Below are 23,958 nucleotides of genomic sequence, written 5' to 3' on the forward strand. Positions count from 1 at the left end.
ACTGGTCCACGAGACGCGACGACGGCGGGCCCGCTGCGGGCCCGCCGTCTCGTTGTCGGACGGGCACCAGAGCGGACACCGGGACACGCGCCGAAGGCATCGGGGCCGTCCCGTTCCCCGCGGGTCCCGGACTAGTCGACCTGCGCGAGCGTCCCCAGGTACAGGCGGATCACCTTGGGATCGCCGAGGAGCTCGTCCCCGGTCCCGGTGTAGGCGTTCTTGCCCTGGTCGAGCACGTAGCCACGATCGCAGATCTGCAGGCACGTGCGGGCGTTCTGCTCGACCATGATGATCGAGATCCCGGCCTGGTTGATCTCCTGCACGCGACGGAACACCTCGTCCTGGTTCACGGGTGAGAGGCCCGCGGACGGCTCGTCGAGGCAGAGAACCTCCGGCTCCATCATCAGGGCGCGACCCATGGCGAGCATCTGGCGCTCACCCCCGGACAGCGACCCTGCCCGCTGCTTGCGACGATCCGCGAGGATCGGGAAGAGCTCGCTCACCGAGCGGAAGCGCTCCTCGAACTTCTTGGGGCGCAGGTAGACGCCCATCTCGAGGTTCTCCTCGACCGAGAGGCGCGGGAACACGTTCGAGGACTGCGGCACGTATCCCACGCCCTTGGCGACGAGCTTGTGGCCTCGCAGGTGGGTGATGTCCTCGTCCCGCAGTCGCACGGCCCCCGAGGTGATGTCGAGGGTGCCGAAGATCGCCTTGATGAGCGTCGACTTGCCGGCACCGTTCGGGCCGATGATCCCCACGAGCTCGCCGTCGTGCAGTTCGAGGTTGACGCCGTTCAGGATCGGCACCCCGGGCACGTACCCGGCGACGACCTCCTCGCATTCCAGGACCGGTTGAGCGCTACTCGCAGTGGTCATGCCGTGCTCTCCCCGTGGTCGGGGTCGGAGCCGTCCTCCCCGTTCGCACCGGGAGCGCCCCCCTCGCCGTCGGGCGCGTTGGCTCCCTGGGGCTTCTCATCCGCGGTCACGTCGCCGTGGGCGGCTCCGAGGTACGCGTCGATCACCGCCGGGTTCCGGCTGATGTCATCCGGGGAGCCCTCCGCGATCACGCGACCGTCCGCGAGGCAGACGACCCAGTCGCTGATGTCCATGACGACGTCCATGTCGTGCTCGACGAAGACGACCGTCAACCCCTCGTCGCGCAGCTCGCGCATGTGCCCGAGGAGCGATTGCACCAGCGCGGGGTTCACCCCCGACATCGGCTCGTCGAGCATGATCATGCGGGGCTCGGCCATGAGGGCGCGGGCCATCTCCATCAACTTGCGTTGCCCCCCGGACATGGTGCCGGCGTACTCGTCACGCATGTGCGCGATCCCGAAGCGCTCGAGCAGGGCCTCGGCCAGCCCCCGATTGTGCTGCTCCTGCTTGCGCCAGCTCCCCGGGTACAGCGACGCCAGGAAGTGCTCGCCCTTCTGGTTCGGCGCCGCCAGCAGCATGTTGTCGAGGACCGAGAGCTTCGACAGGGCCTTGGTGAGCTGGAACGTGCGGATCATCCCCGCGCGCGCGACCTTGTGTGCCGGCAGGCGCTGCAGCGGTTGCCCCTCGAAGTGCCAGCGGCCCGAGTCCGGTGGTTCGAACCCCGTGAGGCAGTTGAAGAACGTGGATTTGCCCGCGCCGTTGGGTCCGATCAGCGCAGTGATGCCGCCACGCTGAACCTCGAGGTGATCGAGGTCGACAGCCTGGATCCCCCCGAAGGCCTTGCGGACGTCGGTCGCGACGAGGATGGGATCGGGTTTGCCGACCCCGGCCTCGGGCGCGACCCCGGTGAGCAGCTGGCCGTCATTTTGCATCGAGCTGCATCTCCTGGCGGCTGCCGAGCAAGCCTTGTGGTCGATAGATCATCAGGAGCACGATCAGCACACCCACGAGGATGAGCCGGAACGCCCCGATCGCCTCCGTGGAGAGGATCTCCGGCGGGATGACGCCGGTGGCGGCGATGGTGCGCATCGCGGCGTCCGCGCCCGTGAGCAGGAACCAGAACAGGAACGCGCCCACGATGGGGCCGAACGTGGTCGCGGCGCCCCCGAGGATCAAGGCGGCGTACGCGTAGAACGTCTGCTGGGGCCGGAACGCGTCCGGTTGGACCGTCTGGAGGTGCAGCACGAACAGGACGCCGCCGAGCGAGCCGATGACCCCGCCGATGACCAGGCTCTGGAGTTTGTAGGCGAACGCGTTCTTGCCGAGGCTCCTGGCGGCATCCTCGTCCTCACGGATCGACTTGACCACCCTCCCCCACGGACTGCGCATCAGTGCCCAGACGAACAGCGTCGCGAGGACCACGAGGCCCCAGCCCACGACCATCGCCCAGAGCCGCCGGTGATCGACCGCGAAGACGAGCAGGTTGTAGTCCCCCGGAGGGAACGGGTTCACCCGGTAGAAGCCCCCTGCGACCTCGGTCAACCCGAAGCTGCCGCCGGTGTACGGACGGCTGCCACTGGCGCGGAACACGAAGCGCAGGATCTCGGCGGCCGCGATCGTGGTGATCGCGAGGTAGTCGGCGCGCAGACGCAGGGTCGGCAGCCCGAGGGCGAGGGCGAGGAGGGCCGCGGCCACCAGGCTCACGATGATCCCGGCCCACAGCGGCCCCCCGACGATCGCCACCGTGATCCCGATGCCGTAGGCCCCGAGCAGCATGAAGCCGACCTGCCCGAAATTCAGCAGGCCCGTGTAGCCGAAGTGGACGTTCAGACCGATGGCGAGCAGGGCGTAGTAGGCCCCTGCGGGGCCGGTCGCCGAGCGCATCGCGGTCGCGAAGATGGTCTCGAGTGCTTCGATCATCGGGTGGCCAACCTCTCGTCCCCTTGCCGGTGGCCTGAACTCTCGCTCTCGCGGGCCGGCAGGTGGCGGCGGACGCGCCGGCAGCTCATCCGACACGCTCCCGGAACCCCAGGATCCCTTGGGGCCTGAACAGCAGGATCACGATGAGCACCAGGAGCGCCCACATCTCCTGGATGTCGGGGCTGAACCAGATCGTGGAGACCTCGGTGATGATCCCCACCACCAGGCTCCCCACCATCGCGCCGTAGGCCGTGCCGAGCCCGCCGAGGATGACGCCCGCGAAGATGAGCAGGAGCAGTCGGAAGCCCATGAAATAGTTGACCCCCTCGACGAGGCCGAGGAACACCCCGCCGAGCGCCGTGAGACCCGCGCCGGCGACCCACACGAGGAGGATGACCCGCTGGACGTCGATGCCGCTCGTCTCCGCCAGGTTCGAGTCGTCGCTGACCGCGCGCATCGCCTTGCCGATCCGGGTACGGCTGATCGCCAGACCGACGAGCACCAGCACCACGAACGAGAGGAGGAGCACGATCAGGTCGCGCGGCGTGATGCGGAACGGCCCGAAGGTCAGCGACTCCTGGACGGCGAACCCCGCATAGGAGCGCGTCGAGCCGCCATAGGCGAACAGCAGGACGTTCCGGATCAGGAAGGCGAGCCCCACGGTGATCACGAGCAATTGGATGATGCCGGTCTTCCGGCGTCTCAACGGTCGCCACAGGCCGTGGTCGAGCGCCCCGCCCAGCGCCGCGCCCGCGAGCATCGCGAGCAACGCCGCCGGCACGATGTGTATCCCGGCGACGTTGAGGAACCAGGCGACGATCGCCCCGAAACTCACGAGCTCACCGTGCGAGAAGTTGATGAGCCGCGTGGTGCCGAAGATGAGCGACAGCCCGATGGCGGTCATCGCGACGATCAGGCCGAACTTCACACCGTTCAGCAGGTTCTGCGGGAGCCTCGAGAGGGTGCCCGCCACGACGGTCTCCTCGACCTCGAGCCGAAACAGCACCGTCTCCGTCTGTCCCTCGCCGACCTCGATGGTGTCGGTCGGGGACTCTCCCTCCTCGAAGTCGAGCTCCTCGGGCAACGTGGCCGGGTCAAGGACGATGTCGTAGGTCCCGGGACCGGGGAGCTCCAGCTCCCACGAACCACTGTCGTCGCTGCTGGTGGAGGCGACTTCGGCGCCACCTTCGTCGACCGCGGTGATCTCCACCTCGGCGATCGGGTCGCCGTCGACGCGCAGTGTGCCGCGGGCACCCTCCCCGTCGTCGGCGAGAGCCGCCGTGAACCACCCCGCCTGGGTGATCCCGAGCAGCAACATGATCAGCAAGCCGACGAGGATCAGTCGTCGGTTCGTGGGCTCGGCCGTGCCGGGCAGCACGGCGGCGAGGCGGTCGCTCACCGCCGGCATGCGATGCAGGCTGCGACCCCGCACCCCGCCTCCTCGTGTCGTCCCCAGAGCGTGCTCCCGTGCGTGGCGACCGGACGTTCCTGCCGTGACCCGGCCGGCGGTCTCACCACCGGACGGCGTCTCGTCGGCACGCGTTCACCAGAGTTTAGAACGAGGCCCGTGCTCTCCGCGCGCGAGCCGGAAGCCACCGCCGCCCCGTTCAGGGCGATTCGCCGGCATCGAGTCGCTCGATGACCTGCTCGGCGAGCGTGCGCATCGACAGCCTCCGCTCCATCGCGGTGCGCTGCAGCCAGCGGAACGCCTCGTTCTCCGACAGGCCCTCGCGCTCCTGCAACAGTCCCTTGGCCCGCTCCACGTGCTTGCGGGCCTCCAGCCGGTCGGTGAGTGTCCCGACCTGAGCCTCCAAGCCGCGCAGGTCCTGGAAGCGGCCGGCTGCGACCTCGATCGCGGGGAGCAGGTCGTGCTTCTGGAAGGGCTTCACGAGGTAGGCCATGGCCCCGGCCTCGCGGGCACGCTCGATCAGCTCACGTTGGCTGAAGGCCGTGAGGATCAGCACCGCCGAGAGCCGCTCGGACGTGATCTGCTCCGCGGCTTGGATCCCGTCCATCACCGGCATCTTCACGTCGAGGATCGCGAGGTCGGGTCGGAGTTCCCTCGCCAGGCGAACGGCCGTCGCCCCGTCGGAGACCTCGGCGACGACGTCCAGCCCCTCCTCCTGCAGCATCTCGGTCAGGTCGAGACGGATGAGCGCCTCGTCCTCGGCGACGAGTACGCGCAGCGGCTCCGTGCCCTCGGCCGCGTCCTCGCTCGTCGGCGAGGATCCTGGTTCCTGCTCGCGCTCGTCGGCCGTCACCGCGCGGTCTCCTGCTGCGCGAACAGGCGTTCCAACAGCTCGTCCTGCTCGCGCTCGAGCGCCGCCAGCCGCGCGACGGCCTCGTCCCGCTGCTCGCGCGCTCGGCGGACGTCCTCCTCGGCCTCGTGCCGCTCGCGGGCCGCCAACGGCGTCCCGGCGGCAGCCGCCTGTGCGCGTACGTGGTCGGCCTCGGCATCGAGATGGACCAGCTGCTCGTCGAGCTGGTGCACCTCGTCGCGCCGCCGGGCGATCTCGTCGCGAACGGCGGTCAGGCGTCGCTCAACACGCCGCCGCACGGCCTCACCTCCTGTTCGCGCTGTCGCAGCGGGCGCGACCCGCGGGTCGCGGGGTGTCCGCCCGCAACGTGCTCCGGGTGGGATTCGAACCCACACGCCCGAAGGGCACGGAATTTTGAGTCCCGCGCGTCTACCAGTTCCGCCACCGGAGCGGGGCGTGCTCATCGTAGCCGTGCACGCGGGGTCGCGGCACGTCAAGGGCTGGTTGGGCTGCGCGAGCGGCGACGACGGGGCAGGATGCGCGCGTGACCGACGACGAGACCGCGGCCGGCGTCCCGCGCTCCGGCGGGGTGCCCGCCGGGCCCCAACGTTCGCCGCAGCATCCGGCTCCATGGGCAACGCAGGGAGCGCGGACGCTGCGGGTGATCGCGACGATGCGCCCGCACCTGTGGCTGCACAGTGTCCCGTACCTTCTGGTGTGGACCCCGGAGGCCGACGTCGCGGGCCGCGTTGGCCTCGTCGTGGCGCATGCAGCCGCGCTCACGGCATGGCAACTGCGCAGCGACTTCGTCGACGCGGCGCGCGGGCTCGAACCCCGGGGGGGACTGCCCCGCAGGCGTCGCTGGACCGACCTCGCGGTCACCGACCGAGTCCTTCCCCTGGCACTCGGCCTGACCATCGTCGGCGGTCTGCTCGCCGGCCGACTCCACCCGCTGTTCCCCCTGGTCATGGGCCTGCTGGCCGCGGGGGCGTGGTTCCTGCCGCTGCGACCACCCGCCCGGAAGTACTTCCTGACCCCCGAGGTCGTGCTGGCACTCGGCTTCGTGGGCGGTGTCGCCGGCCTACTGGCGGTCGCACAGGCCGGGTCGGTCCCCGCCCCCACCGTCGTCGCGAATATCGGAGCGCTGCTGGCCACCATCGTGGCGGCACACATCCGCGACCGAGGGCGCGATCTTGCCGATGGCGTCACCACGATCGCCACTCAAGGCCCAGCGGCCTGGACGCTCCTCTGGCTGGCGGGCCTCGCCTCGGTGGTCGCGGGGCTCGCCAGTCTCGAGTTGCCCCTGACGGCCGGTGGCCGGGTCGCGGTCGCGGGTGCGGGCGCGCTCGCCGTGGCACTGTGCCTGCGCCGCGGCCGCGTGCCCGCCTTGGTCCTCGCCCACGGCGCCTATGCCCTCGGGTTGCTCGAGGAAATGGCGGGGAGGACCCACTGATGCGGCGCTACGTGCGCTCGACACCGTTGCCCGCCGCCGTGGGTGAGGCGTTCGCCTGGCACGATCGGCCCGGTGCCCTCGAGCGGCTGTCGCCCCCCTTCGTCCCCGGCAGGGTCGAGCGGCGGAGCGGAGGGCTCGAGCCCGGTAGCGAGGTGGTCCTGCCGCTCGACGTCGGCCCGCTGCGCGGACGCCTCGCGCCACGCTGGATCGCCCGCCACACCGTGTACGAGCCGCCGGCGGACCCGGTGTCCGGGCGCGGCGAGTTCGTCGACGTCCAGGCGCGCGGGCCCTTCGCGTCGTGGACGCACCGTCATCGCTTCGAGCCGGACGGTCGAGGGCGCAGCGTGCTGATCGACGACGTGGCCTATCGTCTGCCGTTGGGGCGCCTGGGCGAGCTCGTCGGTGGGCCGTTCGTCCGCCGCCGGCTCTCGCGCATGTTCGCCCACCGCCACCGTGTCACCGCCGGCGACCTCGCCGCGCACGCGGCCGCCGGCGCGAAGGGAGTCACGCCCATGCACATCGCTGTGACCGGTTCGACAGGGCTCATCGGGGAAGCGCTCATCGCCTACCTCACGACCGGCGGACACACGGTCACCCGGATCGTGCGGCGTCCTCGGGAGGGCGCCATCACGTGGGATCCCGACGCGGGGGGGATCGATCCCGAGGACCTGCGTGGACTCGACGGTGTCGTCCACTTGGCCGGCGAGCCGATCGCTTCGGGCCGCTGGACCACGGCGCAGAAGCGCCGGATCCATCGGAGCCGCGCCGAGGGCACCCGCATCCTCGCGGAGGCGATCGCGGCCCTCGGCGACGACGCGCCGGCAGTCCTCGTGTCGGCGAGCGGGATCAACTTCTACGGCGACGGCGGGGACGAGGAGCTCTCCGAGGACCATCCGCCGGGGGACGACTTCCTCGCTCGCGTGTGCGTCGACTGGGAGGCCGCGACCCGAGCCGCCCAGAAGGCCGGGGTGCGCGTGGTCAACGTGCGCACCGGCATCGTGCAGAGCCGACAGGGCGGCGCGCTCGCGAAGCAGCTCCCCCTGTTCAAGGCGGGCATCGGCGGCCGGCTCGGCCGCGGGGACCAGTGGATGGCGTGGGTGAGCCTCGACGATGTCGTCGGTTTGTACCACCACGCGCTCACGACCCCGGAGGTGCAGGGGCCCTTGAACGCCACGGGCCCTGCGCCCGTGACCAACGCGGCGTACACCCGCATCCTCGGTCGGGTGCTGCGCCGCCCGACCGTCCTGCCGATTCCCAGGTTCGGCCCACGCTTGGTCCTCGGACGCGAGATGGCCGACCTCCTGTTGTTCGCGAGCCTGCGCGTCGTCCCGACCCTCGCCGAGCGCACCGGCTACACGTTCCGCCACCCCACGCTCGAGGGCTGCCTGCGCGCTGTGCTGGGCAGGCCCGAGGACCCGGCATGAGGGGTGATGATCCCGCGTCCGAGGAGCCGGACCCCGTGGCTCGGAACCGCGCGCTCCCCCGCCGGCACGTACCCGGCCGCGCCCCGACCGGGTGGACCCACACCCGCCGCCTCTTCTACACGACCACGGCCGTGCTCGTGGTCGCGACGCTCACCCTCGTGATCGCCCTCACCCTGGGTCGGGCGTGACCGCTGCCCCCCCGCCCTGACGGCAGCCGGCCGCCAGCTCGCTGACGAGGTCACGCACCGCGTGCGGGCCGTCCTTCGCGGCACGGACCGCCGCCGACCCCACGATCACGCCGTCGGCGAACCCCGCGACCTCGGCTGCCTGCTCCCTCGTCGACACCCCGAGCCCGACGCACACGGGCCGGTCCGTGACCCCGCGGACCCGGTCCACCAGCGGCGCGGCGGTGTCGGCCAGCGACGTGCGCTCCCCGGTGACCCCCATGGTCGACGACGCGTAGACGAAGCCCGTCGTCCGCTCACCCGCCGCCGCCAGCTGCCCGTCCCCGGTGGCCGGCGCGACGAGGAACACGGTGGCCAGGTGGTGCGCGGCGGCCGCCCGGGCCCAGGGACCGCCCTCGCCCGCCGGGAGGTCGGGGACGATGGCACCGGCCAACCCCGCCTCAGCGGCGGCGCGGGCGAACGCACCGAGCCGCGTCTCGTCGTCGGTCGCCGCCGCTGCGGATCCCGGCGGGACGTCCTCGGCGCCATCCGCCGGATGCGTCCCGGTTCCGGGGTAGTGCCACAGCAGGTTGTAGTAGGTCATCACCAGCGTGGGCACGTCGACGCGCGCGTTGAGCTCCCGGCACATGGCGAGGTCGTCCGCGGGCGTGAGGCCCGCGTCGAGCGCCACCTGGTTGGCCGCCTGGATCGCGGGACCGTCCATCACCGGGTCCGAGTACGGGAAGCCCACCTCGAGCAGATCGGCGCCCCCCTCGGCCGCGGCCTCCAGCCGGTCGCGACTGCCGGGCAGGTCCGGGTAGCCGGCCGGCAGGTAGATGAGCAGCGCCGCGCGACCCTCGGCGTTGGCCGCGCGGATGGTCGTGGTCACGCGCTCCCGGGCGTCGGTCACGCGACGCCCTCCCCCGCGGCACGGTCGGTCGTGTCGGCGCGCGGCGCATCGGCGGTCATCCCGAGCAGGCGGCTCACCTCGTCGACGTCCTTGTCCCCGCGGCCGCTGAGGTTCAGCACGACCAGCCCGTCGGGGCCCAGCTCCCCCGCGAGGCGCAGTACCGGCACGACCGCGTGCGCCGGCTCCAGCGCGGGGATGATGCCCTCCTCCTCCGCGAGGATCGCGAACCCCTCGAGCGCCTCGGCGTCCGTGGCGGTCACGTACTCCGCCCGCCCCGTGGCCCGCAGCCATGCGTGCTCGGGGCCGACGCCCGGGTAGTCGAGCCCGGCCGAGATCGAGTGGGTCGGGCGCACCTGTCCGTACGCATCCTGGAGCACGTAGGAGCGGGCGCCGTGCAGGATCCCCTCGGTCCCACCCGAGAGCGTGGCCGAGTGCCGCTCCGTGCCGAGCCCGTCACCTCCGGCCTCGACCCCCACCAGGCGCACGCCCGCGTCCTCCACGAAGGGCGCGAACAGGCCCATCGCGTTCGACCCTCCGCCGACGCAGGCGACGACCGCGTCGGGCAGGCGTCCCTCGCGCGCGAGCGTCTGCGAGCGGGCCTCCTCCCCGATCACCCTCACGAACTCGCGCACGACCAGGGGGAACGGGTGCGGCCCGACGACCGAGCCGATGAGGTAGTGCGTGGAATCGACGTTCGCGACCCAGTCGCGGAACGTCTCGTTGATCGCGTCCTTGAGGGTGCCCGTCCCGGTCTCGACCGGGACGACCTCGGCGCCCATGAGCCGCATCCGCACGACGTTCAGGTGTTGCCGGCGGCAGTCCTCGGCCCCCATGTACACGACGCACTCGAGACCCAGCTTCGCCGCGATCGTGGCCGTGGCCACGCCGTGCTGGCCGGCGCCCGTCTCGGCGATGATCCGGCGCTTGCCCATGCGCTCGGCGAGCAGGCCCTGACCGAGGACGTTGCGGATCTTGTGACTGCCGGTGTGGGCCAGGTCCTCGCGCTTCAGGTAGATCCGTGCACCGCCCCCGCGGCGCGTCAGCCGGTCGGCGTGGGTGAGGCGGGTGGGCCGGCCGCCGTACTCCTCGGCAAGGCCCCGGAGCCGGGCGGAGAACTCCGGGTCGGAGGCGGCGTCAAGGAACGCGGTCTCGAGCTCCTCGAGCGCGCCGGTCAACGCCTCGGGTACGAAGCGACCACCGAACCGGCCGTAGTGGCCGTCGGCGCCGCGACCGACGTCGGCGCGTTCCTTCGGGGGCTCGTCGGCGATCCTGGTCACGCGACTCGTCCTCCATCGATCGTGTTCGATCCCGCGGTGGACATTAGGCTCATCACGAAGCGTCCACCGGTCGACCCTGCCCCACGGCCGGCCGACGCGGCCCGACGGCCCCGGCAAGCGTACGCACGGCACCGACCGGATCGGCGGCGGTGACGAGGTGCTCGCCGACCAGCACCGCGTGCGCCCCCGCCGCCGCGGCGCGCGCCACGTCGTCGGGATGGGCCACGCCGCTCTCGGCGACCGCCAGGGCGTCGGCGGGCAGCGCATCCACGCAGGCCGCGAACCGGTCGGGGTCGACCGTCAGGGTCCGCAGGTCGCGCGCGTTCACGCCGATGATGGCCGGCCGGGTCACGCTGCCCCCGGCCCGGACTTCCCGCAGCGCCTCGTGGGCACGCGCGGCCTCCTCGACCTCGTGCACCTCGATGAGCGCGTCGAGCCCGGCCTCCCAGGTCGTTCGCAGGAGTTCGACCATGCGGCCCTGGTCGAGCGCGGCGACGATCAGCAACGCGGCCGCGGCACCCGCCGCGCGGGCCTCCCACACCTGGTAGGCGTCCACCAGGAAGTCCTTGCGCAGCACCGGAACGTCGACGCGGTGAGCGACCGCCTCGAGGTCGGCGAGGGTGCCGCGGAAGTGCGCCGGCTCGGTGAGGACGCTCACGGCGCGCGCGCCGCCCTCGGTGTAGGCGATGGCACGGGCAGCCGGATCGGGCAGCCATGCGAGGTGCCCGCGGCTCGGGCTCGCACGCTTGAGCTCCGCGATGATGGCCGGGCCACCCGCGGTGCCGGGCGCGGCGAGGGCCTCTGCGAGACCCGGTGGGGCGGGCCGGGACCGGGCGGCGGCGCGGAGCTCGTCGAACCCGACGAGGTCGCGCGCCTCCGCGACGCGCTCGTGGGCCTCCGCGCAAGCGCGGACGAGGAACTCGGACACGGGCGTGCTCACTGCTTTCCTACGGGTGGATCCCGAACGGGCCACGGGACCCCGGACGCGTCTCGGCGAACCCTATCCTCGCACGACGGATCGGGTACGGTCGCCGCGTGTCCGACGCAGCCACCCCCCGGTCCACGCCCGCACTCCTGACCGACCGCACGTTCGGCCCGTGGTTCGCCGGCAACCTGCTTTCCAACTCCGGCAACTGGCTGCACAACGTCGCGGCTGCCGTCGTGGTCTTCAACCTGACCGGCTCCGCACTGCTCGTCGGCCTCGCCACGGCCGCCCAGTTCGCGTCCCTGGCGGTGCTCGCCCCGTGGGCGGGCGCGTTGAGCGACCGAATCGATCGGCGGCGGCTCCTGCTGGGCGGGCAGGCCGTCGCAGCCACGAGTGCGGCTGCGCTCGCCACCATCGCGGTGACCCTGGGCCTCGAGGGCCACGCCGGGGCGTGGACGGTGATCGCCGCCACCGGGGGCATCGGTGTGGGCATCGCGTTCGCGAGCCCCGCCCTCAACGCGCTCGTGCCCGCGCTCGTGCCCGACGAGGATCTCGAGAGCGGGGTCGCCCTCACGTCGCTGACGTTCAACGTCGGACGCGCGCTCGGCCCCGCGGCGGGGGGCATCATCCTCGCGACGGTCGGGGCCTCGACGGCGTTCGCCGTCAACGCGTTCAGCTTCCTCGCGCTCATCGGGGTGCTCCTGGTGATCCGACCCCGACCCCTCGGCCAGCCCGAGGCGGACGGGGACCGCTCCGTGCGCGCAGGCCTGCGGTACGTGCGGTCGGAAGCCACGCTGTTCGCGCTGCTGCTCGGGGTCGGCACCATCGGGTTCGCCAGCGATCCGGTGAACACGCTCACCCCGGCACTGGCGGGGAGCCTCGGAGGCGGCGACGGTCTCGTCGCGTTCCTCGTCAGCGCGTTCGGCGTCGGGGCGGCCGCGACCGCACTCGCGACCGGCCGGCTCCAGCGGGCCCTCGGCCTCGCGACGGTCGCGCGTGCCGGCGCCCTGCTGCTCGCCGTGGGCCTCGTCGCCGCCGCCGTCGCCCCCACGATCCCGGTCGCGCTGGGCGCCTACGTGCTCATGGGCATCGGGTTCCTGCTCGGCCTCACGAGCTTCACCGCGCTGCTGCAGCGGCGGGTGCGGGAGGACCTGCGGGGGCGGGTGATGGCGCTGTGGGCCGTCGCGTTCCTCGGCACCCGGCCGGTGGCCGCGCTCGTCGACGGGGCGGCCGCTGACGCCTTCGGGGTACGTCCGGCGTTCGTGATCCCGGTGGCTGTGGCGCTCGCCGGCACGATCGTCGCGACGCGCGTGGGCGAGCCCACCGGTTTCAGAGCGGCACGAAGTCGGCGCGCCGCACGACGTGCTCCTCGGTGAGCGCATCGACGACGACACCCTCCCGGAGACCCCAGTCGCAGAGCTGGATCTGCTCCAGGCCGAAGGCCTCCATCGCGGCCAGCAGCACGAGGCCACCCGCCGGCAGGAGGTCCGCCCTGCTCCCCGACACCCCGGGGAGGTCGAGGCGATCAGCGGTCGGAACGGCCACGACGCGGGCCACCCCCATCTCGAGCTGGGCCCGCGTCACCACGAGGCCACGCACGCGCTGTGCCTCGACACCGGAGGCGAGTGCGAGACCGAGACGGCCGAGGTCGCGGATGGTCCCGGCCGTACCCGCAGCCGGCGGGTCCGCCACCGGCCACTCGGGATGAGCCCGCAGTTTCCCCGCGGACTCCTGGAGTGCCGCGAGCGCCTCCCCGTGCAGGGTCGCCCGCTCGGCCAGCCACGGCGGGTCGTGGGTGAAGCGCGTGGTGAGGCGCGCCGCACCGAGCGGCAAGGTCGCCGCCGTCGTCGGGCGTCCGTCCACGGCGAGGCCCAGCTCGAGGCTCCCGCCCCCGAGATCAAGGCCGAGCAACCCCCCGGGAGCGTCCAGTGCCGCGGCGATTCCCCGGACCGCGAGCGCGGCCTCCTCGTACCCGTCGAGCACCCGCGCGGCCAGGCCCACCTCGGCTTGGAGCTCCCGCTGCAGCTCCGCTCCGTCAGCGGCGTGGCGCAGCGCGTCGGTGGCGACCAGCGCGACCGCCGCCGCCCCGCGCTGGCGAGCGTGATCCCGGAGATCGGCCACCGCGTCGAGCACGCGGCCCCGGACCGCGGCCCCGAACTCACCCGAGGTCACCACGGGCTCGGCGAGGCGCAGGCGGCACTTGCGCGTGGCCGCGCGTCGGATGTGGCCCGCCGGGTCGTTGCCGGTCGACCGGACATCGGCGACGAGCAGGTGAGCCGAGTTCGACCCGAGATCGATCGCGGCGAGCCGAGCCGTCTCGCTCACCCGCGCCCCCCCTCGTCGGCCTCCGCACCGCCCGGCGGCTCGTCGGCGGAGCCCGGCCCGGTACCGGACTCGGGGTCGTCACGATCCTCGATCGCGCGCTCCTCGTCGTCGCCCCCGGCGAGCGCCCACTCGTCGCCGGGCTCGCCGTCCTCGTCCGGCCCCAGATCGAAACGCGACGAGAGACGGGGTGCCGGGTCCCCCCGCGCCGCCAGGGCGCCGCCGCCGAGCACGGCGACCACTCCGAGCGCCCCCACGCCCGGGCCGGCCGCGATCGCCGCGTCGAGGCCCAGCGCCGCGACGGTCCCGCGGGCGATCCCCGCCCCGGCGGCCACACCGACGAGCAGGGTCACCAACCCGACGAGCCGCCGCAGGCGGCCACGGACCGCCGCGAGCGCGATGCCCGACACCGTCGCGAGCACGCCCCACACCACGGCGAGCGGGGCGAATGCGGTCCCTTCGAGGGCGCGGGTCTCGGGCACCGGCACCTCGCCGATGTCGACCGTCCGGGTGGCGGTGACCCAGTCGGCCGTCGCGCTGCCGATCAACGCGACGCCGCCGGCGACGACGAGGGCGACCGCCGCGAGACCCCTGCCGCCTCTCACGATGGCCCCGAGAACCGTTCGGCGGCCCGGATGGCCGCGAGGACCCCCCGCGCCTTCGCGCCACACTCCGCGTGCTCGGCCTCGGGCACGCTGTCCGCGACGAGACCGGCACCCGCCTGCACATAGGCACGTCCGCCGCGGAACACGACGGTGCGGATCGTGATGCAGAGGTCGAGGTCACCGCCGAGGTCGAAGTAGCCGATCCCCCCGCCGTAGGGCCCTCGGCGCGTCGTCTCGAGCTCGTCGATGATCTCCATCGCCCGGACCTTCGGTGCTCCGGAGAGCGTGCCCGCCGGGAACGTGGCCCGCAGCACGTCGACCGGGCCGACGCCCTCCCGCACGTCGCCGGTCACCTCGGAATGCAGATGCATGACGTGGCTGTAGCGCACCAGGCTCATGAACTCCTCGACCTGTACGCTGCCCAGCTCACAGACGCGGCCCAGATCGTTGCGGGCCAGATCGACGAGCATCGTGTGCTCGGCGCGTTCCTTGTCGTCGGCCAACAGGTCGGACGCGAGCTCGGCGTCCTCACGGTCGTCACGCCCACGAGGCCGCGAGCCGGCGATCGGCCAGATCTGCGCGTGCCGACCCGTGACGCGGACGAGGGCCTCCGGGCTCGAGCCGACGATCTGCAGATCGTCCCAGCTGAAGCAATACATGTAGGGCGAGGGATTGATGACCCGCAGGACCCGATAGACCGCGAGCGGATCCACGTCGGTCGACAGGTCGAACCGCTGGGACGGCACCACCTGGAAGATGTCTCCGGCCGCGATGTACTCCTTCGCGGTCTCGACGGCTGCGAGGAACTGCTCGCGGCTGACGTTGGCGTGGGGTTCCTCGACGTCCACCCCTTCGGGGGGCGGGACCGCTGGGATGCCAACGGGTTCGGCCAGGCGCGCCACGAGGTCCTCGCTCGCGGCCACCGCCGATTCGTAGGCCGCCTCGGGCTCGCCGTCCGTGACCACGTTCGAGACCACCAGTAGCCGTTGACGCAGATGGTCGAACGCGATGAGCTGACCGGGGATGTCGAGGCGCACGTCGTCGAGGTGGCGGTCGTCGACCGGCGCATCGGGCAGGTGCTCGATCCACCGCACCGTGTCCCACCCGACGTAGCCGACGGCGCCGCAGTGCAGTGGGGGCAGCCCGTCGAGGTCGGGCGTCGGCAGTCCGGCGAGCAGGGCCTCGAGCGTTGCCAGCGGATCGCCGGTGGCCGCGGCCTCCCGGGCGTCCTCGGGAGCCGGGCCCTGCAGCGAGACGCTGCCGTGCACCGCTCGCAGGCTGAGCAGCGGCGCGCGCCCGATGAACGAGTAGCGACCCCAGCGCTCGCCCTGCTCGACGGATTCGAGCAGGAACGACGGGCCGCCGGCCGCCCGTAGCCGCTCGTAGACCGCGACCGGTGTGGCCACGTCGGCGAGCACCTCCCGCCACACGGGCACGATCGCGTAGTCGCCGGCCAGCTCGCAGAAGGCCTCGCGGGTCGGCCGGTACAGCCCGGCTCTCGCCACGGTCGTCATCGGGCTACCCGCACCGGCTGCTCACGAAGCGGCGCCCCGGGGGCCCGTCGCAGCCGTCCCCCCGTCGTCGGCGAGGGCGAGTGGCTGATGGAAGCACGACCAGGCGCCCGTATGGCAGGCTCCCTGCCCGGCCTGTTCGACCCGGATCAGCAGCGTGTCGGCATCGCAGTCCGCGACCACGTCGACGACCCGCTGCACCGCACCGCTGGTCGCCCCCTTGTGCCACCGTTCCCCCCGACTGCGCGACCAGAAGACCGTCTCGCCCGTCGCGAGGGTCTCGCCGAGCGTCTCCTCGGACATCCAGGCGAACATGAGGACTTCTCCGGTGTCGTGCTGCTGCACGATGGCCGGCACCAGCCCGCGCGCGTCGTACCGCACGCCCCGAGGATCGATCGGGCTGGGCGACACCGGCGGGGTGGAGTGCTCGGGCATGGGGCCTCACCGGCTCGGGGGCGGGTCCGAGCGCGAGGGTACCGGTGGCGGCGTCGTCGCGCCGTTCGCGCCCACCGCGCGGCGGGTGATCACTCCAGGAGGTCGCGGGCGAACTCGATCGCCGCATCGGTCGAGGCGAGCAGTTCGGGGTCGCCCTTGCGTTCGCGGAGCTCGAGCGCGCGTTCGAGCTCTCCGATCCCCTCCTCCACCCGCCCGAGCTCCACGAGGCACTTCCCGCGGTGCTGCGCGGCGAAGTCCGAGTAGTCCTCCTCGAGCTCGTGCGCGGCGATCGCGTCCTCGGTCAGGTCGAACTGCTCGAGGGCCTCGTGGTGACGCTCCTGGTACTGCAGGGCGGTGGCGAGGCGCAGGCGGTTGGCGACCTCCGCGCGTTGATCCCCTGTCGCGACCGCGGTCTCCAGAGCGGCCCGCAGGTGGGTCTCGGCCTCGCTGTAGCGATCGAGCATCCGCAGGAGCTCGCCGAGGCGGCCCTCGGCGCGGACACGGGCGGAACCGTCGAGCTCCTCGAGCTGGGCGGCGAGCTCCTCGGCCTCCTGCGCGAGCTCCTCGTCCCCCGCGCGCTCGTCGCGCATGAACGGGGCATTGGGGGCGGGTGGTTGGCTCATCGCCAGCACTCTAGCGGACATCGACCGCTCGCTGCGGCCTCGGCGCCTCGACGCGATCGACGCGCCGAGCCCCGAGCGGCGGGTGGTCGTCGGCACCCTCGAACCGTGGGAGCGTCGCTAGCTCCGGCCCGTCGTTGCTGGTTCCGGCCCGTCATCGGGGGTTCGGGTGCGAACCCGGGACATCGGAGTCGGTCGGCGGCCGGTCAATCGCGGCGTACGGGCAGGCCCGCGGCGGCCATGGCGTCCTTGACCTCGGCGATCCGCAGCTCGCCGAAGTGGAATATCGAGGCAGCCAGCACGGCGGAGGCGCCCCCGTCCCGGATGCCGGCGACCATGTGCTCGACCTCGCCGGCACCGCCGCTCGCGATGACCGGCACGGACACGGCGTGCTCGACCGCTCGCAGCAGCCCGATGTCGAAGCCGGACTTCGTGCCGTCCCGGTCCATGGACGTGAGCAGGATCTCACCCGCACCGCGTTCGGCGACCTCGGCGGCCCAGGCGACCGCATCCCGGCCGGTCGACTCGCGGCCTCCCTTCACGAGCACCTCCCAGCCCGAGCCGTCGGGCCTGGCCCGCGCGTCGATCGCGCTGACGACGCACTGGCTGCCGAAGGCGTCGGCGGCCTCCGAGAGGAGCTCGGGGCGCGCGACCGCGGCGGTGTTCAGGCTCACCTTGTCGGCACCCGCCCGCAGCAGCCGTCGCACGTCGTCGACCGAACGCACCCCGCCACCCACCGTGAGCGGGATGAACACCTGCTCGGCGGTCGCGGCCACGACCCGGTCGATCGTCTCCCGGCCCTCGCTGGACGCCGTGATGTCGAGGAAGACCAGCTCGTCCGCTCCCTCGGAGTCGTAGACCCGCGCCAGCTCGACGGGGTCGCCCGCGTCGCGGATGTCGACGAAGCGGACCCCCTTGACGACGCGCCCGGCGTCGACGTCGAGGCACGGGATGACGCGTGCGGTCAGCGTCACGACGCGGGCCTCTCCGGTGACGCGGCAGCGGCCTCGGCGAGCGCGTCGGTGAGCGTGAACCGCTCGGCGTAGAGCGCTTTCCCGACGATGGCCGCGTCCACGCGCTCGTGGGCGCTTGCGAGGGCACGGACGTCCTGGATGCTCGAGACGCCGCCGCTCGCGGTGACGTGCGCCGGGGTCGCCTCGGCCACCTGCCGCAACCGGTCGAGATTCGGCCCCCCGAGCATCCCGTCGCGCGCGATGTCGGTGTACACGAACCGGGTGACGCCCATCAGCGAGAACTGGTGCAACGCCGCGTACAGGTCCCCCGAATCGGCCGTCCAGCCCCGGGCCCGCAGCGTCGTCCCCTCGGCGTCGAGTCCGACCGCGATCCGGTCGGCGTGGTCGGCCACCGCGGCCGCGACGAACGGGGGCTCCTCGAGCGCCATGGTCCCGATCACCACCCGGCTCGCCCCGTAGCCGAGCGAGGCCTCGATGTCGGCCATGGAACGGATGCCTCCCGAGGCCTGCACGGGCACGCCGGTCGCGGCGACGATGTCAGAGATGAGGGGCCGGTTGCGGGGCTCGCCCTCGAAGGCCGCGTCGAGGTCGACCACGTGCAGCCACTCGGCCCCCGCGGCGACCCAGCGTTCGGCCGCGGCCACCGGATCGACGTCGTACACGGTCTCGGCGTCCGCCCGACCGCGCTCGAGTCGGACGGCCTTGCCGTCGCGGATGTCGACGGCCGGCAGGATCGTGAAGCTCATGAGGCGACAGGATAGGCCAGCGGGCGGACCCCGCCGGACACGGGTCAGACCGCGATGTCGTGGCCTTCGCGCACCTCGCTCGCGAGCCAGTTCGCGAGCAGCCGTGCACCGACCGCTGCGGACTTCTCGGGGTGGAACTGCGTCGCAACGATGCGGTCGACGCGGACCACCGCCGGCAGTCGCACACCGTACTCGCTCACCGCGCGCGTGTGCGTGTCGTCGGCGGGCTCGGCGTAGTAGCTGTGCACGAAGTAGACGTGCGCGCCGTCGAGCCCGGCCAGAACCGGGTCGTTCCGGACGACCTCCAGGCGGTTCCAGCCCATGTGCGGGACCGGGATCCCCTCGGGCAGCCGACGCGTGACCCCGGGCAGCAGCCCCAGGCCGGGCACCTCGGGGGCCTCCTCGCTGCCCTCGTACAGGATCTGCATCCCGACGCACACGCCGAGGATCGGTCGGCCGGCCCGCTGCCAGGCGCCGACGAGCTCGTCGAACCCGCGCGCGCGGAACGCCTCGACGCACTGGCCGAAGTGCCCCACGCCCGGGACGAGCAACGCGTCAGCGGCATCCGCGTCGTCGGCGTCGGCCGTGATCCACGCGTGCGCACCCGCCCGTTCCAGTGCCCGGGCGGCGCTGCGGATGTTGCCGGCGTCGTAGTCGAGCACGGCGACCCTCGGAGCCCCGGGCGCCGGAGCTGTGCTCATCCGAGCGAACCCTTGGTCGAGGGGACGCCCTCACCGGTCACCGCCACCGCTCGGCGCAACGCGACGGCGAGCGCCTTGAACACGGCCTCGTGCGCGTGGTGGCCGTTCTCGGCCCGCTCGAGGGTCGCGTGCACCGACAGCCGCGCCTGCGCGACGAGCGACTCCAGGAAGTGGGTCGTGAGATGGGACTCGTAGCTGCCGACCACCGCGAGCGGCCAGTCCAGGTCGGCCACGAGGTACGGCCGGCCCGAGCAGTCCAGCGCGACGCGGGCCAGCGCCTCGTCGATCGGCACCGTCGCGTCGCCGAAGCGCTCGATGCCTGCGCGCTCCCCGAGGGCGGCCCCCAGCGCCTCCCCGATCGCGAGCCCCGTGTCCTCGACCGTGTGGTGCGCGTCGATCTCGGTGTCGCCCTGGGCGTGCACGGTGAGATCGAGCCGCCCGTGCCGCCCGAGCTGATCGAGCATGTGGTCGAGGAACGGCACGCCGGTCGCCACGTCGACCGTGCCGCGGCCGTCGAGGTCGAGGGTGACCTTCACCGAGGTCTCCCGTGTCGTGCGGCTGCTCTCACCCGTTCGCGTCATGCGCGCAAGCCTACCCTTCCGGGAGCTCGCTCCCGAGCAGGTCCGCGAGGGCGGCCACGGCCGCGTCGCACTCCTCGGCCGTGCCGACGGTGATCCGCACACATCCCTGCAGCCCTGGCGCGGAGGAGAAGTCGCGGACGAGGACCCCTCGGGCGAGGAGGCCGTCGAAGACGCCGTCGGCGGCGACGTGCACGAGCAGGAAGTTCGCGTCCGACGGGCTGACCGTCACCCCGGGGAGCTGCCGGAGCCGCCCGGCGAGGCGCTCGCGCTCGGCCACGATGGCCCCGATGTGGCCGGTCACCTCGTCGGCGAGCTCGCAGGCGACCACGCCCGCGGTTTGGGTCATCGCGTCCAGGTGATAGGGCAGGCGGACCTTGTGGAGGTCGTCGACGACCCACTCCGGTCCCAACAGGTAGCCGAGACGAACGCCGGCCAGACGGAACGCCTTCGAGAACGTGCGCGTGATGACCAGGCGCGGCAGTTCTCCGAGGAGGGGCAGCGCATCGTCGGCGGCGAACTCCGCGTAGGCCTCGTCGAGGACGATGAGGGCCTCACTCGCATCGTGGAGGGCCCGCACCACCTCGAGCGCGACCGAGACCCCTGTCGGGTTGTTGGGCCGCGCGAGGCAGACGAGATGGGGTCGGTGGGCGGTCACGGCCTCGACGGCGGTGTCCACGTCCACGCGGTACGCGTCGTCCAGCGGCAGCTCCGCGTGCGCGGTGGCGGTGGTGCGCGCGATCGTCGGCAGCGCGGCGAAGCCCGGGCGGGTCCCGAGCACGGTCCGGCCCGGCCCCCCGTAGGCCTGGTGGAGCTGCGCGAGGATCTCGTTCGAGCCGTTGGCGGCCCAGACCCGGTCGTAGCCGAGCCCGAAGCGGTGGGCCAGCGCCGCCCGCAACATCCCGTGCTCGCGGTCGGGGTACCGGTGCAGGTCGAGCGTGCCGATCCGCTCGCGCAGGTTCGCGACGAACGACGGCGGCGGCGGATACGGGGTCTCGTTGGTGTTGAGCCGCACCGGCGCATCGACCTGCGGCGCGCCGTAGGGCTGGACCGCGGCGAGGTCCTCGCGGACGGGCACCCGCTCACTCACCGGGGTCCTCCTTGTCGAGACGGACGGCGGCGGCACGAGCGTGCGCGGGTAGATCCTCGGCCGCCCCGAGCGCATCGACGACGGGCGCCAGCTCGGCGAGGGCATCGCGGTCGTAGGCGACCCAGTTCACGGGCACGAGGAAGTCGCTGGTCGTGAGCCCGCCGGTGAAGCGCGCGGTGCCCCCAGTCGGCAGCGTGTGGTTCGGCCCGGCCGCGTAGTCGCCGAGGGACACGGGGCTGCAGCCGCCGATGAAGACGGTGCCGGCCGCGCGCACGCGGGCGGCCACCGCCTCGTCGTCGCCGGTCTGGATCTCGAGGTGCTCCGGTCCCCAGACGTTCGTGACGTCGACGGCGTGGTCGAGGTCGTCGACGAGCACGGCCGTGCCCTGTCCCTCCAGGGCGGTGCGCACCCGCTCGACGTGCTTCGTCCCGGCCACCTCGTCGGCGAGCGCGTGCTCGACCCGCTGCGCCAGGTCCGCGGACGGGGTCACGAGCATCGCGGTCGCGAGCGGGTCGTGCTCCGCCTGTGCGACGAGATCGGCGGCGACGTGGCGCGGATCGGCGTGGTCGTCGGCGATGATCGCGACCTCGGTCACGCCCGCCAGCAGGTCGATCCCGCAGACGCCGTCCATGGCCACCTGCTGCTTCGCCTCCGCGGTGTGCGCGGCACCGGGCCCGACGATCTTGTCGCACGGGGGGACGCTCTCGGTGCCGTACGCCAGGGCCCCGATCGCCTGGGCCCCGCCCATCCGGAAGGCCTGGTCCACGCCCCCGGCCACCGCCGCCGCCGCGAGGATGCCGGGATCGGGCGTGCCGTCCGGTCGCGGTGGGGTCGCCAGCACGACCTCGTCGACGCCGGCGACCCGCGCGGGGACGATCGTCATGAGCGCCGTGGAGACCAGCGGGGCCTGGCCGCCGGGCACGTAGACCCCGACGCGACCGATCGGTGCGTGCCGCACGCCCATCCGCGCGCCGCCACGCGTGTCCTCCCAGTCGGGGGGACGGCACCGCTCGTGGAACCAGCGGATCTGATCGGCCGCCCGCTCCAGGGCTTCCCGCAGGTCGGCAGGCGTGGAAGCCAGCGCCGCGTCCAGGGCCCCCGGTTCGAGGCGCGGGTCACCACCGAACCCGTCGAACCGCTCGGTGTAGCGTCGCACCGCCGTGTCCCCCTCCGCGCGCACGGCGGCGAGCACCTCGTCGGTCTCACGGCGCACCTGTGCCACCTGCTCCTCGGAGGCCCGCGGCAGCCTCGACCGCGGATCCTCCCGATCGCCGCGCAGATCGAGGCGCCGCAGCGGCCAGGTCGCGTCCGTTCCCATCCCCTTCTCCGAACTCTCGAGCCCGAATCGTTGCCCTCGTCCCGCTCACGGCCGGGGCCCGCCGCCGACGCCCGGCCACCGGGGCTCACACCGTACTCGCCTGCGCGCCGGCCGGTGCGCACCGACGCGGCTTGCCGGCAAGGCCCGCACGCCCGCGACGAGGCCTCATTCGAGCCCACCGACCGCCGCCTCGACCGCACCGGCGAGCTCCCCGGCGGCGAGGCGCGCAGCGACGTCCTCGACCTCGGGGGTGAGCGCTCGGTCCGCGCTCAGGGCCGCGACGTGCTCGCGGATCCAGCGGTGCGCCGCACCCGTGCCCGACGCCGGCCGGTAGGGCCGGCGCAGGTCGATCGCCTGCGCGCCGCAGACGGCCTCCACGGCCAGCACCCTGCGAGCCAGGTCGATCGCGCGGCGAAGCTTCAGGCCGGACAGCCAGCCCATGCTGACATGGTCCTCCTGGATCCCCGAGGTCGGGATCGAGTCGAGGCCGGCGGGCACGCCGAGCTGCTTGCACTCGCTCACGAGTGCCGCCTGGGTGTACTGGGCCAGCATGTAGCCGGACCCGAGCCCCGGGTCCGGGGAGAGGAACGCCGGCAGGCCGCGGGCGTCGCTGGGCCCGATCAGCCAGAGCGTGCGACGCTCGGCGATGTTCGCGAGCCCCGCCACGCCCACGGCCAGAAGGTCCAGCGCATACGCCATCGGCTCACCGTGGAAGTTGCCGGTGCTCTCCACGCGCCCGTCCGGCAGCAGAACGGGGTTGTCGGTGACCGACGCGAGTTCGGTGCTGACGAGCCGCTCGGCGAACGCGAGCGACTCGCGCGCGGCGCCGTGCACCTGGGGCGTACACCGCACCGAGTACGGGTCCTGCACCGCGTGGTCGCTCTCCCGGTGGCTCTCGATGATCGGACTCCCGCTGAGAAGACGCCGGAGGTTGGAGGCGCTGCGTGCTTGACCGGGATGGGGACGGAGCGCGTGCAGCTCGTCGCCGAACGGGCCGTCGGTGCCGTGCCCGCCTTCGACGGTCAGCGCCGCCGTGACGTCGGCGGAGGTCATGAGCCCACGCGCATCGACACAGGCGAGCGCCCCGATCGCGGCCATGCCCTCGGTGCCGTTGACGAGCGCGAGTCCCTCCTTCGCCTCGAGGCGGAGCGGTTGGAGCCCGGAACGGCTGAGGAGCTCGTGCGCGGGTGCACGTCCGTGCGGACCGTCGGCCTCGCCCTCCCCGATGAGGCAGAGCCCGATGTGGGCGAGCTGCGCCAGATCGCCGCTGGCCCCGACCGAACCGCGGTCGGGCACGACCGGGTGCACCCGGGCGTTCAGGAATCCGACCAGGAGGTCGACGACCTCGGCGCGCACCCCGGAGTACCCCGCCGCCAGCGTGCGGGCACGCAGCAGCATCACGGCGCGCACCACTTCGGCCGGCAGGGGGTCCCCGACCCCGGCCGCGTGGCTGCGTACCAGGTTCTCCTGCAGCCGATGGATGTCGGGACCGTCGATCCGCACGTCGGCGAGGGCCCCGATGCCCGTCGTGACCCCGTACACCGGGCGGGCGCCGGCGAGATGCTCCTCGACCGCTGCGCGTCCGGCACGCAGCCGCTCCCGGACGTCCTCGGCGAGCGACACCTCGACGCCGTGCCTCGCGACCGCGGCGACCTCCTCGGGTGCCAGCGGGCCCCCGTCGAGCACGACCGGCGACCCGGCCGAGGTCGTCGTCCGAACCACCTCGCACCTCCGACGTTTCGCGTTCGTGTCCCGGTGCCGCGGCGGGCAACGGGTTCCGGCAAGGCGTCCTCCGCCGCCCTAGGCTGGCAACATGAGCGGTCGAGCCGCAACGGCGTGGACGCGGCGCAGC

The 23,958-nt window shown here is 73.1% G+C and carries 25 protein-coding genes and 1 tRNA gene; 4 read left to right on the forward strand and 22 right to left on the reverse strand.

Going from position 1 to position 23,958, the window contains the following annotated elements; all coding sequences use genetic code 11:
- Positions 1-131: 131 nt before the first annotated feature.
- From ER308_RS21005 to ER308_RS21035, 7 genes are all read right to left on the reverse strand, one after another.
- Positions 132-875, reverse strand: coding sequence for an ABC transporter ATP-binding protein (locus ER308_RS21005; protein ID WP_131156780.1), 744 nt, complete (start codon positions 873-875; stop codon positions 132-134).
- Positions 872-1,807 (reverse strand): ABC transporter ATP-binding protein, encoded by a 936-nt coding sequence (locus tag ER308_RS21010; RefSeq protein ID WP_131156781.1) that lies wholly within the window; start codon positions 1,805-1,807, stop codon positions 872-874. Before ER308_RS21010 ends, ER308_RS21005 begins: the two co-directional genes overlap by 4 nt.
- Positions 1,797-2,795, reverse strand: a complete 999-nt coding sequence (locus ER308_RS21015) for a branched-chain amino acid ABC transporter permease (RefSeq protein ID WP_131156782.1) — start codon at positions 2,793-2,795, stop codon at positions 1,797-1,799. Before ER308_RS21015 ends, ER308_RS21010 begins: the two co-directional genes overlap by 11 nt.
- 85 nt (positions 2,796-2,880) lie before the next feature.
- A complete protein-coding gene (locus tag ER308_RS21020; protein WP_131156783.1) occupies positions 2,881-4,227 on the reverse strand; it encodes a branched-chain amino acid ABC transporter permease in 1,347 nt (448 codons plus the stop codon).
- Between the two features lie 175 nt (positions 4,228-4,402).
- Positions 4,403-4,981 carry an ANTAR domain-containing response regulator gene (locus ER308_RS21025; RefSeq protein WP_420826265.1) on the reverse strand — a complete coding sequence of 193 codons (579 nt, stop codon included), beginning with the start codon at positions 4,979-4,981 and terminating at the stop codon, positions 4,403-4,405.
- Between the two features lie 71 nt (positions 4,982-5,052).
- Positions 5,053-5,352 (reverse strand): hypothetical protein, encoded by a 300-nt coding sequence (locus ER308_RS21030; RefSeq protein WP_131156785.1) that lies wholly within the window; start codon positions 5,350-5,352, stop codon positions 5,053-5,055.
- Positions 5,353-5,421: 69 nt separating this feature from the next.
- A tRNA-Leu gene (locus ER308_RS21035) sits at positions 5,422-5,504 on the reverse strand.
- Between the two features lie 93 nt (positions 5,505-5,597).
- Between ER308_RS21035 and ER308_RS21040 the strand changes: the two genes are divergently transcribed.
- From ER308_RS21040 to ER308_RS21050, 3 genes are read left to right on the forward strand one after another with little or no spacing between them, the layout of a single operon-like run.
- Positions 5,598-6,506, forward strand: coding sequence for a hypothetical protein (locus ER308_RS21040; protein WP_131156786.1), 909 nt, complete (start codon positions 5,598-5,600; stop codon positions 6,504-6,506).
- A complete protein-coding gene (locus tag ER308_RS21045) occupies positions 6,506-7,930 on the forward strand; it encodes a TIGR01777 family oxidoreductase (RefSeq protein WP_131156787.1) in 1,425 nt (474 codons plus the stop codon). Before ER308_RS21040 ends, ER308_RS21045 begins: the two co-directional genes overlap by 1 nt.
- On the forward strand, positions 7,927-8,118 hold the full coding sequence (locus ER308_RS21050; RefSeq protein ID WP_131156788.1) for a hypothetical protein: 192 nt from the start codon (positions 7,927-7,929) through the stop codon (positions 8,116-8,118). The genes ER308_RS21045 and ER308_RS21050 overlap by 4 nt, the downstream gene beginning before the upstream one ends.
- Here the strand turns inward: ER308_RS21050 and trpA are convergent.
- From trpA to ER308_RS21065, 3 genes are read right to left on the reverse strand one after another with little or no spacing between them, the layout of a single operon-like run.
- The gene (gene trpA / locus ER308_RS21055) at positions 8,099-9,004 is read right to left on the reverse strand and encodes a tryptophan synthase subunit alpha (RefSeq protein WP_131156789.1); all 906 of its coding nucleotides are present in this window, start codon (positions 9,002-9,004) and stop codon (positions 8,099-8,101) included. The two genes, ER308_RS21050 and trpA, sit on opposite strands and share 20 nt — an antisense overlap.
- A complete protein-coding gene (trpB, locus tag ER308_RS21060; protein WP_165492295.1) occupies positions 9,001-10,281 on the reverse strand; it encodes a tryptophan synthase subunit beta in 1,281 nt (426 codons plus the stop codon). Before trpB ends, trpA begins: the two co-directional genes overlap by 4 nt.
- A gap of 52 nt (positions 10,282-10,333) precedes the next feature.
- A complete protein-coding gene (locus ER308_RS21065) occupies positions 10,334-11,221 on the reverse strand; it encodes an indole-3-glycerol phosphate synthase TrpC (RefSeq protein ID WP_165492296.1) in 888 nt (295 codons plus the stop codon).
- A 95-nt stretch (positions 11,222-11,316) separates the two neighbouring features.
- On the opposite strand from ER308_RS21065, the gene ER308_RS21070 reads away from it, so the two are divergent.
- Positions 11,317-12,582: an MFS transporter gene (locus ER308_RS21070; protein ID WP_165492297.1), complete on the forward strand. Its 1,266-nt coding sequence runs from the start codon at positions 11,317-11,319 to the stop codon at positions 12,580-12,582.
- On the opposite strand, the gene ER308_RS21075 is transcribed toward ER308_RS21070, so the two are convergent.
- The 12 genes from ER308_RS21075 to hutH all read right to left on the reverse strand — a co-directional run bounded on the left by ER308_RS21075 (position 12,536) and on the right by hutH (position 23,828).
- Entirely contained in the window at positions 12,536-13,531 is a 996-nt protein-coding gene (locus ER308_RS21075) for a Ppx/GppA family phosphatase (protein WP_131156792.1), read from the reverse strand. The two genes, ER308_RS21070 and ER308_RS21075, sit on opposite strands and share 47 nt — an antisense overlap.
- Positions 13,528-14,133, reverse strand: coding sequence for a Trp biosynthesis-associated membrane protein (locus ER308_RS21080; protein ID WP_165492298.1), 606 nt, complete (start codon positions 14,131-14,133; stop codon positions 13,528-13,530). Before ER308_RS21080 ends, ER308_RS21075 begins: the two co-directional genes overlap by 4 nt.
- Entirely contained in the window at positions 14,130-15,647 is a 1,518-nt protein-coding gene (gene trpE / locus ER308_RS21085; RefSeq protein ID WP_131156794.1) for an anthranilate synthase component I, read from the reverse strand. The genes ER308_RS21080 and trpE overlap by 4 nt, the downstream gene beginning before the upstream one ends.
- A 21-nt stretch (positions 15,648-15,668) precedes the next feature.
- On the reverse strand, positions 15,669-16,025 hold the full coding sequence (gene hisI / locus ER308_RS21090) for a phosphoribosyl-AMP cyclohydrolase (RefSeq protein WP_240731886.1): 357 nt from the start codon (positions 16,023-16,025) through the stop codon (positions 15,669-15,671).
- Between the two features lie 143 nt (positions 16,026-16,168).
- Complete coding sequence (locus tag ER308_RS21095; protein ID WP_131156796.1) at positions 16,169-16,702, reverse strand: hypothetical protein; 534 nt, start codon at positions 16,700-16,702, stop codon at positions 16,169-16,171.
- A gap of 203 nt (positions 16,703-16,905) precedes the next feature.
- A complete protein-coding gene (gene hisF / locus ER308_RS21100; protein ID WP_131156797.1) occupies positions 16,906-17,673 on the reverse strand; it encodes an imidazole glycerol phosphate synthase subunit HisF in 768 nt (255 codons plus the stop codon).
- Positions 17,670-18,419 carry a 1-(5-phosphoribosyl)-5-[(5-phosphoribosylamino)methylideneamino]imidazole-4-carboxamide isomerase gene (hisA, locus tag ER308_RS21105; protein WP_131156798.1) on the reverse strand — a complete coding sequence of 250 codons (750 nt, stop codon included), beginning with the start codon at positions 18,417-18,419 and terminating at the stop codon, positions 17,670-17,672. Before hisA ends, hisF begins: the two co-directional genes overlap by 4 nt.
- Positions 18,420-18,463: 44 nt before the next feature.
- A complete protein-coding gene (gene hisH / locus ER308_RS21110) occupies positions 18,464-19,120 on the reverse strand; it encodes an imidazole glycerol phosphate synthase subunit HisH (RefSeq protein WP_131156799.1) in 657 nt (218 codons plus the stop codon).
- Positions 19,117-19,701: an imidazoleglycerol-phosphate dehydratase HisB gene (gene hisB, locus ER308_RS21115; RefSeq protein WP_131156800.1), complete on the reverse strand. Its 585-nt coding sequence runs from the start codon at positions 19,699-19,701 to the stop codon at positions 19,117-19,119. The genes hisH and hisB overlap by 4 nt, the downstream gene beginning before the upstream one ends.
- 10 nt (positions 19,702-19,711) lie before the next feature.
- Positions 19,712-20,788 (reverse strand): histidinol-phosphate transaminase, encoded by a 1,077-nt coding sequence (gene hisC / locus ER308_RS21120; protein WP_205745787.1) that lies wholly within the window; start codon positions 20,786-20,788, stop codon positions 19,712-19,714.
- Positions 20,781-22,106, reverse strand: a complete 1,326-nt coding sequence (gene hisD / locus ER308_RS21125; protein WP_131156801.1) for a histidinol dehydrogenase — start codon at positions 22,104-22,106, stop codon at positions 20,781-20,783. The genes hisC and hisD overlap by 8 nt, the downstream gene beginning before the upstream one ends.
- Positions 22,107-22,271: 165 nt before the next feature.
- Complete coding sequence (gene hutH, locus ER308_RS21130) at positions 22,272-23,828, reverse strand: histidine ammonia-lyase (protein WP_131156802.1); 1,557 nt, start codon at positions 23,826-23,828, stop codon at positions 22,272-22,274.
- Positions 23,829-23,958: the final 130 nt, after the last annotated feature.

Source organism: Egibacter rhizosphaerae, assembly GCF_004322855.1.
In the GTDB taxonomy this organism is placed as follows: Bacteria; Actinomycetota; Nitriliruptoria; order Euzebyales; family Egibacteraceae; genus Egibacter; species Egibacter rhizosphaerae.